The sequence below is a fragment of the Streptococcus sanguinis genome (assembly GCF_050222175.1).
GTDB classification, from domain to species: Bacteria; Bacillota; Bacilli; order Lactobacillales; family Streptococcaceae; genus Streptococcus; species Streptococcus sanguinis_M.
Genome location: NZ_CP071420.1, coordinates 901788 through 914695 on the forward strand (window position 1 = coordinate 901788; position 12908 = coordinate 914695).

The following is a 12908-nucleotide window of genomic DNA, read 5'->3' on the forward strand; positions in this document are numbered from 1 at the left end:
CTGAGTGAAAGGAGTTGATGTAGAAATGATGATTGTTATTGATTATGACGCGGGAAATACAGCAAATGTCCTCCGTGCTCTGGCTCAGGTCGGAGTAGAAGCGCGTCTATCAGCTAATCCGCAGGAAATTTTAGCAGCCGACGGTTTGATTTTACCAGGTGTCGGTGCTTTTCCTACTGCCATGCAAGAGTTGGAAAGGCGAGGGCTGGTTTCAGTTATTCAGCAAGCAGTGGCTGATGGCAAGCCTCTCTTGGGGATTTGCTTAGGCATGCAGCTCCTGCTGGAGTCTGGATTGGAGAATGGTCAAAGCTCTGGACTGGGTTTGATTCCCGGTGTTTGCCGTCGGATTCCGGACCAGGCTGGTCTGCCTGTGCCTCACATGGGCTGGAATGACTTAAAGATCCAGCAGTCGTCTGCTTTGACAGCCGGTCTTGAGGGCCAGTCAGTCTATTTTGTCCATAGCTACTACACAGATGTTCCGAAGGAGTACTTGGACGTGACGGCTGATTATGGGCTGCCTATCCCAGCCATGATTCACCGAGGATCGGTCTTTGGCTGTCAGTTTCACCCAGAAAAGTCAGGTGCTGTAGGCCTCGGTATCCTAGAGAAGTTTAAGGAGTATGTCTATGAAAATACTGCCCGCTATTGATATCAAAGACGGTCAGGCCGTCCGCCTTTTTAAAGGGGATTTTAGTCAGAAGACAGTGGTAAATCCCGATGTTTTGGAGCAAGCTCGAGTTTTCAAAGAAGCCGGGGTTACTATGATTCATGTGGTTGACTTGGACGGGGCCTTAGAAGGTCGTGCGACCAATCGAGATTTGATTGCCCAGATTAAAGCGGAGACTGGCCTATCTATCCAAGTCGGGGGTGGCATCCGCAGTCTAGAGCAGATTGAAGATTACCTGGCAGTTGGCATTGACCGTGTCATTATTGGCTCTATGGCTGTTAAGAATCCTGATTTTGTAGAGGCCGCACTGGAGTGCTTTGGAAGCAGCAAAATCGTGATTGGCATTGATGCGAAAGAGGGGCTGGTTGCGACTGAGGGTTGGCTGGAAACCAGCAATCAGGACTATATCAGTCTGTCGCTGGCCATGGAAAAAATCGGCGTCCGTCTCTTTGTCTATACAGATGTGGACCGAGACGGGACTCTGACTGGTCCCAATATCCAGCATTATCAAAAATTGCTAGCAGCTCTCAAGCATGCTCAAGTCATTGCCTCTGGCGGCATCCAGTCAGCGGATGACTTAGAAGAGCTGAAAAAACTGGGCTTGGCTGGTGCCATTGTGGGCAAGGCCTATTACAGTGGACGAATTAGCCTAGAGCAGATCAAGGAAGCAGAAAGGGGCTAGCCATGCTGAAAAAACGAATCATTCCCTGTCTGGATGTCAAGGACGGCCGGGTGGTCAAGGGCATCAACTTTCTCAATCTGACTGATGTGGGCGATCCAGTCGATGCTGCCAAGGCTTACTATGAAGCAGGCTGCGATGAGTTGGTCTTTCTGGATATCACCGCCACCCATGAGGAGCGGGACACGACGGTCGAGATGGTCCGGCGCGTGGCGGAGCAGGTTTTCATTCCCTTTACCGTCGGGGGAGGCATTCGTACGGTTGATGACATGAAGCGGATGCTGCAGGCTGGTGCGGATAAGGTTGCAGTTAATTCCTCAGCACTGGCAAATCCTCAGCTTTTAGCTGACTGCGCTGAGAAATTCGGCAGCCAATGTGTGGTGCTGGCTGTGGATGCTAAGAAAGAAGCGGATGGCAGCTGGCATGTCTATCTGGCTGGTGGCCGCAAGGACAGCGGTCGCAATCTATTAGACTGGGTCCAAGAAGCTGTCGGTCTTGGAGCGGGGGAAATTCTTTTGACCAGTATGGACAAGGATGGGACCAAGTCTGGTTTTGACTTGCCAATGCTGGAATCTGTCTCCCAAGTGGTTTCCGTTCCTATCATCGCCTCTGGTGGTGCTGGCAGTAGCCAGCATATCCTAGAAGTTTTTGAAAAGACTGCAGCGACAGGTGCCTTGGCCGCTTCGATTTTCCATTATGGTCAGGTCTCTATCGCAGAGACCAAAAAAGCCATGCTGGAAGCTGGATTGGAGGTGCGCATCTGATGACAGAAGTAAAGTTAGATTTTCAAAAGCAAGGCGGTCTCATACCTGCCATTATCCTAGACCACACCAGCAAAGAAGTCCTCATGCTGGCCTATCTCAATGAAAAAGCCTACCAGCTGACCCGCACTAGCGGTCAGATGTGGTACTGGAGCCGGTCACGTCAGGAGCTTTGGCATAAGGGAGCCACCAGTGGCCACTACCAAACCGTCAAAAAAATCACAGCTGACTGCGATCTAGATACCCTGCTGATCGAGGTAGACCAGCTGGGAGCAGCCTGCCACACCGGTGCCAAATCCTGCTTTTTCCATACAATCTGGAATGAAGAAGACGGCAAAACTGACTAAAAGCTCCCTTACTTTTGTACTTGGTTAATGCAAAAATAAAACTACGACATCAGTCTGCCATTGGAAAGAATTGCTTTTTATAGTAAAATAAGGACAGTAACAAGGAGATACTATGCTAGAAACCCTCTATCAAGAAGCCCTCAAACGCAAAAAAGAGCCCAAGGAAGGCTCCTATACCAGCTATCTCTATGACAAGGGGCTGGACAAGATTCTCAAAAAAGTCGGTGAAGAAGCGACAGAAGTGGTCATTGCGGCCAAAAACGCTGATAAGAAAGAGATGGCCAATGAGACAGCCGATCTGCTCTACCATCTGGCGGTCGCGCTCGTCGAGACTGGCGTCAGTCTGGAAGAGGTAGAGGCTGTCCTCCAGGCCCGTCAGGGCAAGCAGAGCCGGATTCATGACCGACCTGAAATTGATAATTACTAAAAGGACACGAGATTTGCAGAAAGGCGGCCCAGCATGCGTGACAACCATCTTCATACCTATTTTTCCTATGATTCTGAGGCGGATTTCTGTGACTATCTGGACCATTATGAGGACGAGATTGTCACTACTGAGCACTATGATTTGTCCAATCCCTACCCCTACGAAGCTGCCTCGCCCCATGATGATGTGCCTGACTATGCGGCCTATTCAGCAAAAATAGCAGAGCTGAACCAGCAATATGGCAACCGCATCAAAAAGGGCATTGAAATTGGCTATTACGCTCCACGTAAGGACGATATCCTATCTTTCCTAGCGGACAAGGATTATGACCTCAAACTCCTATCTGTCCACCACAATGGCAGTTTTGACTATCTGGAAGAGCCAGTCCTGCAGCTGGATAAGATGGAGTTAATTCCCTCCTACCTGAGAGAGCTGGAAGAGGCTATCGAGGCTGTGCCAGCGGATGTACTAGCTCACTTTGACTATGGTTTTCGGAAATTTGCGCTTACCGTAGATGAGTTAAAAACTTTTGAACCAGAGCTGCGACATCTTTTTCAAAAGATGATTGACCATGGTCTGGCCTTTGAGCTCAACTGCAAGTCCATGTATCTTTACGGTCACGAGGAACTCTATATCTACGCTCTTTCGCTAGTCAAGGAGCTGGGCGGCCAGCGCTTTTCAGTGGGATCAGACGGCCACAAGTTGGAGCATTTTCGCTTGCAGTTTGACCGAGTTGCCAAAATCTTGGAGGAGGCCGGTATAGGTGAGGAGCAGTTGATCTAGAAGGAGAAATCATGGCCGAGATTAGGCCCTTAAAACCAGAGGAAATCCCGCTCTTAGAGGAATTTCTTTACCAAGCTATTTTTATCCCCCAAGGTCTAGCACCGCTTTCTAGAAGCATCCTGAAAGAACCAGATTTAGAGATGTATATCAAGAACTTTGGCCAGCAGCCAGATGATTGGGCTTTAGCAGCAGAAGTGGATGGCCGGCTGGTCGGAGCCGTTTGGATTCGCATCATGAAAGATTACAGTTATTATGACGACCAGACGCCCTCTCTGTCCATTTCATTCCTGCCTGAGTTCAGAAGCCAAGGACTAGGCCAGCAGTTGATGACAGCCATGCTGGACTTGCTCAAGGCCAAAGGCTACCTAGGTGTTTCCCTTTCCGTTTCCAAAGACAATCCTGCCGTTCGCTTTTATCAAAGACTGGGCTTTGTCACGGTTGAAGAGAGGGAAGATAACTATTTGATGCTGTGCCGATTGTAATAAGAAAAGAAAACTCATGAAACTAGAACGATTAATTTATATTTTGCTAGCCCTTTTGAATAAGAGGCAGATAACAGCTAAAGAAATTGCTGAACGCTTTGAAATATCTACCCGCACAGTATATAGAGATATGGATACGCTCAGCTTAGCCGGAATCCCTATCTACTCTGAACGTGGGGATAAAGGTGGTTTTTATATACCGGATGACTACAAGATGGACAGTAGCTTTTTCACAGAAGAAGAAAAGCAGTTTATCATCAATATGAGCCAAAATGTTGGCAAAATTGTTGGTCGTCCAAGTTTTGGCAGCCTTGAGCATAAGTTTGCTTCTCAAGAGTCGACCGATAAGGTTAATCCTTTTTACTTCGATCTTACTTCGTGGTCTCTCAATACAAATTATTTACTTGAAATTGAGCAGGCTATACAAACTGGGAAGAAAGTTTCCTTTTCTTATTTTTCTAAAAAACAGGAACGAAGCCAGCGAACGATTCTTCCTTACCGTCTGATTTTTAAACTAAATGCTTGGTATGTTATCGGCTACTGTTTAGAAAAGTTAGATTTTCGCTTTTTCAAACTCAGCAGAATTCGTGATTTGCAGCCAGTAGAAGAGGCTGTCGATGTTGGAGATTACCCGCTTTTATCTCAAGAAAAGCTAGATCTTTTTCTAAATCCGTCTAAAGATAAAGTTGAGGGCAATAAAGAAGAAGTAGAGCTAATTTTTGAAGAATCTGCGCTTCCAAAAATTTATGACCACTTCACAGAAGAAGAAATCACTCTTGAGCAAACCAGAATAAAGGTCCATGCTTTCAGAGCATTGACACCGGTCTTTTTCGAATTGATTTTAAGTTTTGCTCATCAAGTAAAAGTCATATCGCCAAAAGAACTGCAGGATAAATTAATTCATACTCTTCAAAAAAATCTTCAGCAATATGACAGACTGTAGTCATATTGCTTTTTGTATAATCTTAAATGGCTTGAAGATCTCATTTTTTGAGTGCTTGCCTAAATTATTTTGGAGGTTCCAAATGGATACAAGAACATTAGCAGAAAGCTATTTTACTGCAGTCAATAAAGGTGGCTGGGAAGATTTCGTAGCTGAAAACTTTAATTATGGAATGTGCGACAGTCAGGAAATCAGGCGAGGTCGTGATGTTTATCTGCAAGGTGCAGGCCAATTCTATGCTTTGAGCCAGCATCTTGAAGTAAAGAAGTTATTGGTAGAGGGACGAGAAGTAGCTGCTTTAAATCGATATCGCCTGCAGTCGCCACACGGAAAGGAACTAGAATTGGATGTCGCAGAATTTTTAAAATTTGACGAATCAGATAAATTGATTGCGTCTACTATTTACTTTGATACTCATCGTTTCCAAGAGTTTATGCAAGGGAGATAACTATGACAAAAGACCGCTCAAACAGCGGCCTTTTGTATTATAGTTTATGTTAGAAGGAGCCTCCGCCTCCTCCGCCCCCACCACCTGAGAAGCCACCTGAAATACCAGATGACAAGCTGAAGTAGCTACTTGAGCTGGGAGGATTCAATGAAATATCAACATTGCTAAAGCCTGTAGCAAAACCTGTAGATATATTACTGAAGAAGAAACTTTCAAGATTTGTTTCTTTTAATTGAATGTCTCTTCCTTTTAATGTTTGACTGACTTTTTCCGCATAGCCAAAAAGAGTCGCATATACTAGAATTCGATTCCAGAGAATGATTCCCTCTACCTCAGTTTGACTAAGATGAGCAATATCGCGCAGCATGTTGGAGAAGCTCTGCCATTCAATTACTTCTTCTCTAAATTCCTTTTTTAGGTATCTATCTGCCATTCGATTCAATTTTATTTGAGCTGCTTTCCCAAGGAACCACGCGACAAATAGAAGCAAAGGATAAATGTAGGAATATGAGTAATCAAACTGTCCGGTAGTAAAAGGATTATAAAAAAGAGAACCTAAAGAGAGAATAATAATACCAATATAATAGGAAATATAAGCTAATGAAACAGGTCTTTCTTCTTTTTTGCTTATTTTACGGTATCGTATAGGGAGATTTAAATCGACTCTTTCTTGACGGACATAGTTCGCAACAGTACGTAGAGCCTCTTGAAATTTCTGTCGTGTAGAAGACTTGGAGCTTTGTTGGTAATCTGGGAACATCTTATCAGGAGTAACTTTATCCTTATCGCCAAAGACCATTTCCAACAGTTTTATCTCGTAGCGACTTAGGTTATCTAAGTGAACAATTTCCAGTTTCTCTCCTGATCTTCCAATGCGAAATTTTATATTTCCTCTGTCAATCAGATCCATTAAAGTAGCCTGTACTAAACTAGAAAAGCTAGGAGTTCCTGTTTTTCTAGTATGAGCAAGAGATTTTTCAATTGATATATTATAGATATTGTATGCAAGTTGCAGAGGAGTAAGATTCTGAGGCGGTTCATAGAGTCGCGTATTTTTAGGAAGCTTGTTTAGATAATAAAATCTTAGTAAATAGTAAAGAAAGCAAGCCAGACTTATAATCAGAAACGAGATTGCAATGCCTGGACCTAGGACATAAATTATAAAGCTATGTTCCTTCTGTTTTTGTTCAATTTCTTTTTCCTTCTCTTCAAATTGCTTGCGGTGGGTTGAAGGGATAATACTGGCAGTATCAATATCTGTAAATATACTCTTGTCCCAAGCGCCGTGCAATTCAAGTTTTGTTCCTTTTGTGAGTTTATTTGACCTAACCGCCAGAATCTGATTTAATTTTTCTACCTTTGGTTGGTTTTTATTGAAGCCTGTATGGGCGAAAAGCTGAGCACTAGTATCGAAACGATCCGTAGAAACAGAAAAATATAATCGTCGAATATCCGCATCCCAATCAGAAATAGGTATCCAATTCAGCTCAGCTATATCTTGATACACCCAAAGCATATTTCGTAATTTCCAAGTTATAGTGATAATGACTTGATCACCAGATTTACCAGAATTATAGATTGTAATCTTTTTCCCATCTTTTACAGCCTCTTCTTTTATCTTTTGCGGGGACTTTTTCTGTCCATTGGTGATAATATCTATCTTAGGATTGTCTTCGATTTGAAAGCCTTTAGGCATCTTGCCGGCCTGGCCCAGCGTGATATATTGGCCGTTATAGGAACTGTCGTATTCAAAAGTTACTTCCTCTGTAAAAGTGGCTGTATTATCGCTATGCAGCTCTAGCTGTCCTACGTAGGATGTAATCCTGCTCTCGACATCGTCAGCCAATATATGACGAGGAACAAAGATGCAAAGTAATGAAGTAAGAAGTGCTAGACTAAGCAGAAGTCTGTACAATCTGTAGGTGTTTTTCATAAATCTTCCTTTCGCTAATGCCTTATTATAACACGTTTCTAAAGCTCTGTCTTAATCTATTTTTCAGTAACCAATGACTTCTACAAATGCTTTATCGTATTATTTGTAAGTTTTCTTACCAAGTGGTAAAATAAAGCCGAAATAAAATATGTTCTCCTAGAGCAATCTAATCGATTAGCAATAATGAATTTGACTGTTCTTCGTAGTCATATAAAGGAGTTGATTTTATGACTAATACTAGGCGAGCAGTGCTAGCACTGAGCTTGGGTGTTTTGTTATTGCTAGCAGTGGGAATTCTACTGCAGGTTCATTTTTGGAGAATGATCATTTTGCTAGGTCTATTCTTTTTTGCGGAAGTATTTATCATCTGGTACTCTGGAAGTAAGTCTAAGTCGCAGATTAATGGCGGGCAAAGCCTTGAACTCTTCTGGCTTTATATCAAACGCTTGAAAATCTTTTATGTCACAATTGTGTGTCTTGCGATTCCTTTCGTTTCTCTGTCTTCCAATCCTGCTTTCGATTTGTTTTTTGTGCTTGAGTTGTTAGTATTCTTGCTCTTAAGCAATTATATATTTAGCTCTCATGGTATTCAACCGCCCAAGAAAGAGAGGGCTCTTAGAGTCTAATTGCTTTGTTTGCAGCAGTCGATTTGACTGCTGTTTTTTCAAAAAAGAAAAAAGCCTGGATTTTTCCAGGCTTTTTAGTGAAATGTGCAGGCTTAGTGCGCTACACGTTTGCGAGCTGCTTTTTTACGGTTTTCTTCGATGAAAGCCGCTTTTTGTTCTTCAGGTTCGATGACTTTTTTCTTGACTGCATATACTGCGCCTGCCACAGCAGCAACAGTAGCTGCAACTCCTGTAAGAACGCCTTTTCCAAATCCTTTAGCCATGTGATTTCTCCTTTTCTGAACTTTTATTATTTATGTTATAATTAATAGTAACGAAAAATCAAAATTTTTTCAAGGAAAAAAGATGAAAACCAAGATAATTGTGATAGTAGGGCCTACGGCGGTCGGAAAAACGGCTCTGAGTATCGAGGTAGCCAAGCGCTTCAATGGCCAAATCATCAGCGGTGACAGTCAGCAGGTCTATCGTGGCTTGGATATTGGCACGGCCAAGATTCGTCCTGAAGAGAAAGAGGGCATTCCCCATCATCTGCTGGATGTGCGGGAGGTTGGAGAAAGCTACTCGGCCTATGATTTTGTGACTGAGGCGGCTCAGGCTATTCGCGAGATTGCGGCTCAAGGTCAGCTGCCCATCATTTGCGGCGGCACAGGGCTCTATATCCAGAGCTTGCTTGAGGGCTACCATCTGGGCGGAACCGTCCCTCACGAGGAGATTCTGGCCTATCGGGCGCAGCTGGACAGTTGGTCAGATGAGGATTTGTTTGAAAAAATAGCAGAGCTGGGTATCGAGATTCCACAGATAAATAGACGCAGGGCTATGAGGGCGCTAGAGATTGCCCATCTGGGCGGTCAACTAGAAAACAATCAACCAGACTATGAAGCCCTGCTGATTTGCCTAGATGATGAGCGAGAGCGACTTTATGATCGAATCAATCAGCGAGTAGATCTGATGCTAGAAGCCGGGCTTTTAGAAGAAGCTTGCTGGCTGTTTGAGAAAGCTCCGACCAGTCAAGCCAGCAAGGGTATCGGCTACAAGGAACTTTTCCCCTACTTTGAAGGGCAGATGATCCTTGAAGAGGCCGTGGACAAGCTCAAGCAGAATACTCGCCGTTTTGCCAAGCGCCAGCTGACTTGGTTTCGCAACCGGATGTCCGTGACCTTCTATCAGGTGGGAAATCCAGACTATAAAAATCAGGTCATGGAGGACATCAAGAATTTTCTGGACAAGTAGCTGGCTGACCAAGTCTTAGTAAGGATATGAGATGATAGAAACAGAGAAAAAAACAGAGCGTGTCTTTTTGGTCGGTGTGGAGCTGGCAGACACGGAGAATTTTGACCTATCCATGGAGGAACTGCAAAGTCTAGCTAAGACCGCAGGGGCTGAGGTAGTCGGTTCCTATAGCCAGAAGCGGGAAAAGTATGACAGCAAGACTTTTGTCGGATCTGGCAAGTTAGAAGAAATCCGACAGCTGGTTGATGCCGAAGAGATTTCGACCGTCATCGTCAATAACCGTCTGACACCTCGCCAAAATGTCAATCTAGAGGAAAGCTTGGGGGTTAAGGTCATTGACCGTATGCAGCTGATTTTGGATATTTTTGCTATGAGGGCTAGGAGTCATGAGGGCAAGCTGCAGGTGCATCTGGCCCAGCTCAAGTACCTGCTACCTCGCTTAGTTGGACAGGGGATTATGCTTAGCCGTCAGGCAGGAGGTATTGGCTCCCGCGGTCCTGGTGAAAGCCAGCTGGAGCTCAATCGACGCAGTGTACGCAATCAGATTCATGATATTGAGCGCCAGCTCAAGGCAGTGGAGAAAAATCGGGCGACCGTTCGTGAAAAACGGTTGGAATCCAGTATTTTCAAAATCGGCCTCATCGGTTATACCAATGCTGGCAAGTCTACGATCATGAACTGCTTGACTAGTAAGAGTCAGTATGAGGCGGACGAACTCTTTGCGACGCTAGACGCCACGACCAAGAACATCAACCTAAGTGGCCAGCTCAATGTCACTCTGACAGACACAGTTGGCTTCATTCAGGATTTGCCTACAGAGCTAGTATCTAGCTTTAAATCCACACTGGAAGAGAGCAAAAATGTCGATTTGCTGGTCCATGTTATTGACGCCAGCGACCCTCATCATGAGGAGCACGAAAAGACTGTCCTCGACATCATGAATGAGCTGGACATGCTGGATATTCCCCGGCTGACTCTTTATAACAAAGCAGACAAGACGGAGGATTTTACTCCGACCCTTACTCCTTATTCTTTGATTTCGGCTAAGGCGGACAATAGCAGAGCTCTTTTGCAGCAAGTCCTGCTGGAGCGGATGAAAGAGTTATTTTTGCCTTTTACAATCAAGGTAGCGCCTGCTAAAGCCTACAAGATTCATGATTTAGAGAAAGTCGCGATTATGGGGAATCGAGAATACATAGACGATGTCGAAGTCGTTTCAGGCTGGATTGCCGAGAAAAACAAATGGAAACTGGAAGAATTTTATGACTGATTATATTGACCTGGCCCTCAAATACGGCGGTTTTACAAGCCTAGACAGGGTCTACTTAGAGCAAGTGTTGGCTGGCCTGACAGAGGAGCAGAAGCGGAGCTTTATCACTCCGCCCCCCAGTGTTATCAATGCTTACTTTGCTGAGCTTTATCAAAAGAAAAGTCCGGAAGCCGCGACAGCCTATTTTTTAGAGATTAGCCAGGCGCTGGACTTGTGGAATGCGGAGCCTAGCTTTGTAGAAAATAAACCTTTTGTACGGCTTAATCTTTCTGGCAAGTCCTATGGATTTTGCTATGAGAGCGAGGAAGTCGGCTTGGTCTTTCCTGAAAAGCCAGAGTCGGTAACAGACGACTTGCTCTTTGAAATCGCCCAAGTCTTTCCACAATACTTGGTCTACGAAGAAGCAGGGAGAATAAAAATGGTACCTCTCAAAGTTGAATCTCAAGTCGTGGATAGTCAGGCACTTACTGCTTTGACAGATTGGCAGCAGCTAGCGGATGGCAGCCAGAGAGTTCTGGGCTACAATCAAGATGAAGTCAGTCAGCTGGCTCAGTCCTATGCTGGAAAAAAATACTACCACTCGCAGAATCGCTCTGCCATGATTTATATCATTTAGAAAGAAAAACATGCAATTACAATTTTTAGGAACCGGAGCCGGTCAGCCATCAAAGGCTCGCAATGTGTCCAGTCTCGTCCTCAAGCTGTTAGAGGAAATCAATGAAGTCTGGATGTTTGACTGCGGTGAAGGTACCCAGCACCAGATTTTGGAGACGACGATTAAACCGCGCAAAATCAGCAAGATTTTCATCACGCATCTGCATGGCGACCATATTTTTGGCTTGCCGGGCTTTCTATCCAGTCGTTCTTTTCAGGCTAATGAAGAACAGACAGACCTAGCAATTTATGGTCCCAAAGGCATTAAAAACTTTGTCCTGTCTAGCCTGCGCGTGTCTGGTTCTCGTCTGCCTTATCGGATTGATTTTCATGAGTTTGATGAAAATAGTCTGGGCAAGATTCTTGAAACGGACAAGTTCACAGTTTATGCGGATAAGCTGGATCACACGATTTTTTGTGTGGGATATCGGGTGATGCAGAAAGATTTGGAAGGAACGCTGGATGCAGATAAGCTACGAGCTGTGGGTGTTCCCTTTGGCCCCCTCTTTGGCAAGGTCAAGAATGGTCAGGATATCGTACTAGATGATGGAACCAAAATCATTGCAGCCGATTATATCTCAGCTCCTCGTCCGGGCAAGACAATTGCTATTTTGGGTGATACTAGGAAGACTGCTGCCAGCGTTCGCTTGGCTGTATCAGCAGATGTGCTGGTACATGAAGCGACCTATGGCAAGGGAGACGAAAAACTTGCCCGAAATCATGGTCATTCGACCAATATGCAGGCTGCAGAAGTAGCCAAGGAAGCTAGTGCCAAGCGCCTCCTCCTCAATCATATCAGTGCCCGCTTTCTAGCAAAGGACATCAGCCAAATGCGCCGCGATGCCAGCGCTGTCTTTGAAAATGTCCATGTAGTCAAGGATCTGGAAGAGGTTGAGATATGAGAACCATCATCATCACAGGGGCTAGCGGTGGGCTGGCTCAGGAAATGGTTAAGCTCTTGCCCCATGACCGACTGATTTTGGTCGGACGGAGCAAGGCTAAGCTGGAAAAACTATATGGAGAAAGGGAAAATCTTGACTTAGTGGAGCTGGATATCACAGATAGCTCAGCTTTGGAAAGATTTGCTGAGCGGATTGACAGTCAGTACGGCCACGTCGATGTACTAGTCAATAACGCTGGCTATGGGATTTTTGAAGAATTTGACAAAATCAGCTCAAATGATATCGAGGCCATGTTTGATGTCAACACCTTTGCCCTGATGAACCTGTCCCGGATCTTTGGAGCTCGCATGAAGCAGGCAGGTCAAGGACATATCGTCAATATCGTTAGTATGGCCGGCCTCATTGCCAGTAGCAAGTCTAGTCTTTATTCGGCGACTAAGTTTGCGGCTATTGGTTTTTCCAACGCCCTGCGTTTGGAACTCCTGCCTTTTGGGGTCTATGTCACGACGGTGAACCCAGGTCCTATCAAAACTTCCTTTTTCGATCAAGCAGATCCTGACGGTTCCTATGTAAAAGCAGTCGACAAGTATATCCTTGAGCCTGACTTTGTAGCGAGCAAAATTGTCAGTTCCTTTGGCAAAAAGAAGCGGGAAATTAATCTACCTGGGATTCTCAATCTAGCTCACAAGCTTTATACCCTTTTTCCAAGAATTGCCGACAAGATGGCAGCCAATATGTTTAACTATAAGTGAGGTT

17 protein-coding genes are annotated in these 12908 nt (G+C 44.7%); 15 read left to right on the forward strand and 2 right to left on the reverse strand.

The annotated features are described in order from the left end of the window. Positions 1 to 25 precede the first annotated feature (25 nt). From hisH to J1C91_RS04595, 9 genes are all read left to right on the forward strand, one after another. A complete protein-coding gene (gene hisH / locus J1C91_RS04555; RefSeq protein ID WP_032912429.1) occupies positions 26 to 649 on the forward strand; it encodes an imidazole glycerol phosphate synthase subunit HisH in 624 nt (207 codons plus the stop codon). Continuing rightward, on the forward strand, positions 627 to 1349 hold the full coding sequence (hisA, locus tag J1C91_RS04560) for a 1-(5-phosphoribosyl)-5-[(5-phosphoribosylamino)methylideneamino]imidazole-4-carboxamide isomerase (protein WP_002909420.1): 723 nt from the start codon (positions 627 to 629) through the stop codon (positions 1347 to 1349). Before hisH ends, hisA begins: the two co-directional genes overlap by 23 nt. Positions 1350 to 1351: 2 nt before the next feature. Beyond that, the gene (gene hisF / locus J1C91_RS04565; protein ID WP_125382436.1) at positions 1352 to 2110 is read left to right on the forward strand and encodes an imidazole glycerol phosphate synthase subunit HisF; all 759 of its coding nucleotides are present in this window, start codon (positions 1352 to 1354) and stop codon (positions 2108 to 2110) included. Continuing rightward, the gene (gene hisI, locus J1C91_RS04570; protein ID WP_002909424.1) at positions 2110 to 2454 is read left to right on the forward strand and encodes a phosphoribosyl-AMP cyclohydrolase; all 345 of its coding nucleotides are present in this window, start codon (positions 2110 to 2112) and stop codon (positions 2452 to 2454) included. Before hisF ends, hisI begins: the two co-directional genes overlap by 1 nt. 112 nt (positions 2455 to 2566) lie before the next feature. Next, positions 2567 to 2881: a phosphoribosyl-ATP diphosphatase gene (gene hisE, locus J1C91_RS04575; protein WP_002909425.1), complete on the forward strand. Its 315-nt coding sequence runs from the start codon at positions 2567 to 2569 to the stop codon at positions 2879 to 2881. 33 nt (positions 2882 to 2914) lie between these two features. After that, the gene (locus tag J1C91_RS04580) at positions 2915 to 3664 is read left to right on the forward strand and encodes a PHP domain-containing protein (protein ID WP_002909426.1); all 750 of its coding nucleotides are present in this window, start codon (positions 2915 to 2917) and stop codon (positions 3662 to 3664) included. Positions 3665 to 3675: 11 nt separating this feature from the next. Continuing rightward, the gene (locus J1C91_RS04585; protein ID WP_002909427.1) at positions 3676 to 4146 is read left to right on the forward strand and encodes a GNAT family N-acetyltransferase; all 471 of its coding nucleotides are present in this window, start codon (positions 3676 to 3678) and stop codon (positions 4144 to 4146) included. 16 nt (positions 4147 to 4162) lie between these two features. Then, positions 4163 to 5089, forward strand: a complete 927-nt coding sequence (locus J1C91_RS04590) for a helix-turn-helix transcriptional regulator (RefSeq protein WP_125438099.1) — start codon at positions 4163 to 4165, stop codon at positions 5087 to 5089. Next, the gene (locus tag J1C91_RS04595) at positions 5076 to 5537 is read left to right on the forward strand and encodes a nuclear transport factor 2 family protein (protein ID WP_002909431.1); all 462 of its coding nucleotides are present in this window, start codon (positions 5076 to 5078) and stop codon (positions 5535 to 5537) included. Before J1C91_RS04590 ends, J1C91_RS04595 begins: the two co-directional genes overlap by 14 nt. Before the next feature lie 49 nt (positions 5538 to 5586). On the opposite strand, the gene J1C91_RS04600 is transcribed toward J1C91_RS04595, so the two are convergent. Beyond that, the gene (locus tag J1C91_RS04600; RefSeq protein WP_002909438.1) at positions 5587 to 7470 is read right to left on the reverse strand and encodes a DUF2207 domain-containing protein; all 1884 of its coding nucleotides are present in this window, start codon (positions 7468 to 7470) and stop codon (positions 5587 to 5589) included. A gap of 227 nt (positions 7471 to 7697) precedes the next feature. Here J1C91_RS04600 and J1C91_RS04605 point away from each other — a divergent pair, with 227 nt between their 5' ends. After that, positions 7698 to 8096: a hypothetical protein gene (locus J1C91_RS04605; protein ID WP_002909440.1), complete on the forward strand. Its 399-nt coding sequence runs from the start codon at positions 7698 to 7700 to the stop codon at positions 8094 to 8096. 92 nt (positions 8097 to 8188) lie between these two features. On the opposite strand, the gene J1C91_RS04610 is transcribed toward J1C91_RS04605, so the two are convergent. Further along, positions 8189 to 8359: a DUF3042 family protein gene (locus J1C91_RS04610; protein WP_002895160.1), complete on the reverse strand. Its 171-nt coding sequence runs from the start codon at positions 8357 to 8359 to the stop codon at positions 8189 to 8191. 82 nt (positions 8360 to 8441) lie between these two features. Here J1C91_RS04610 and miaA point away from each other — a divergent pair, with 82 nt between their 5' ends. From miaA to J1C91_RS04635, 5 genes are read left to right on the forward strand one after another with little or no spacing between them, the layout of a single operon-like run. Further along, a complete protein-coding gene (miaA, locus tag J1C91_RS04615; RefSeq protein WP_002909442.1) occupies positions 8442 to 9326 on the forward strand; it encodes a tRNA (adenosine(37)-N6)-dimethylallyltransferase MiaA in 885 nt (294 codons plus the stop codon). A gap of 31 nt (positions 9327 to 9357) precedes the next feature. After that, entirely contained in the window at positions 9358 to 10596 is a 1239-nt protein-coding gene (gene hflX / locus J1C91_RS04620; RefSeq protein ID WP_002909443.1) for a GTPase HflX, read from the forward strand. Next, complete coding sequence (locus tag J1C91_RS04625) at positions 10589 to 11212, forward strand: hypothetical protein (protein WP_002909444.1); 624 nt, start codon at positions 10589 to 10591, stop codon at positions 11210 to 11212. The genes hflX and J1C91_RS04625 overlap by 8 nt, the downstream gene beginning before the upstream one ends. A 10-nt stretch (positions 11213 to 11222) precedes the next feature. Beyond that, positions 11223 to 12152, forward strand: coding sequence for a ribonuclease Z (gene rnz, locus J1C91_RS04630; RefSeq protein ID WP_125438096.1), 930 nt, complete (start codon positions 11223 to 11225; stop codon positions 12150 to 12152). Beyond that, positions 12149 to 12904, forward strand: a complete 756-nt coding sequence (locus tag J1C91_RS04635; protein ID WP_061589108.1) for an SDR family NAD(P)-dependent oxidoreductase — start codon at positions 12149 to 12151, stop codon at positions 12902 to 12904. Before rnz ends, J1C91_RS04635 begins: the two co-directional genes overlap by 4 nt. Positions 12905 to 12908: the final 4 nt, after the last annotated feature.

Excerpts from the sequence above, each read along its gene's own strand:
- hisH (WP_032912429.1), top strand. The coding sequence starts at position 26 with ATGATGATTGTTATTGATTATGACGCGGGAAATACAGCAAATGTCCTC.
- hisA (WP_002909420.1), top strand. The coding sequence starts at position 627 with ATGAAAATACTGCCCGCTATTGATATCAAAGACGGTCAGGCCGTCCGC.
- hisF (WP_125382436.1), top strand. The coding sequence starts at position 1,352 with ATGCTGAAAAAACGAATCATTCCCTGTCTGGATGTCAAGGACGGCCGG.
- hisI (WP_002909424.1), top strand. The coding sequence starts at position 2,110 with ATGACAGAAGTAAAGTTAGATTTTCAAAAGCAAGGCGGTCTCATACCT.
- hisE (WP_002909425.1), top strand. The coding sequence starts at position 2,567 with ATGCTAGAAACCCTCTATCAAGAAGCCCTCAAACGCAAAAAAGAGCCC.
- J1C91_RS04580 (WP_002909426.1), top strand. The coding sequence starts at position 2,915 with ATGCGTGACAACCATCTTCATACCTATTTTTCCTATGATTCTGAGGCG.
- J1C91_RS04585 (WP_002909427.1), top strand. The coding sequence starts at position 3,676 with ATGGCCGAGATTAGGCCCTTAAAACCAGAGGAAATCCCGCTCTTAGAG.
- J1C91_RS04590 (WP_125438099.1), top strand. The coding sequence starts at position 4,163 with ATGAAACTAGAACGATTAATTTATATTTTGCTAGCCCTTTTGAATAAG.
- J1C91_RS04595 (WP_002909431.1), top strand. The coding sequence starts at position 5,076 with ATGACAGACTGTAGTCATATTGCTTTTTGTATAATCTTAAATGGCTTG.
- J1C91_RS04600 (WP_002909438.1), bottom strand. The coding sequence starts at position 7,470 with ATGAAAAACACCTACAGATTGTACAGACTTCTGCTTAGTCTAGCACTT.
- J1C91_RS04605 (WP_002909440.1), top strand. The coding sequence starts at position 7,698 with ATGACTAATACTAGGCGAGCAGTGCTAGCACTGAGCTTGGGTGTTTTG.
- J1C91_RS04610 (WP_002895160.1), bottom strand. The coding sequence starts at position 8,359 with ATGGCTAAAGGATTTGGAAAAGGCGTTCTTACAGGAGTTGCAGCTACT.
- miaA (WP_002909442.1), top strand. The coding sequence starts at position 8,442 with ATGAAAACCAAGATAATTGTGATAGTAGGGCCTACGGCGGTCGGAAAA.
- hflX (WP_002909443.1), top strand. The coding sequence starts at position 9,358 with ATGATAGAAACAGAGAAAAAAACAGAGCGTGTCTTTTTGGTCGGTGTG.
- J1C91_RS04625 (WP_002909444.1), top strand. The coding sequence starts at position 10,589 with ATGACTGATTATATTGACCTGGCCCTCAAATACGGCGGTTTTACAAGC.
- rnz (WP_125438096.1), top strand. The coding sequence starts at position 11,223 with ATGCAATTACAATTTTTAGGAACCGGAGCCGGTCAGCCATCAAAGGCT.
- J1C91_RS04635 (WP_061589108.1), top strand. The coding sequence starts at position 12,149 with ATGAGAACCATCATCATCACAGGGGCTAGCGGTGGGCTGGCTCAGGAA.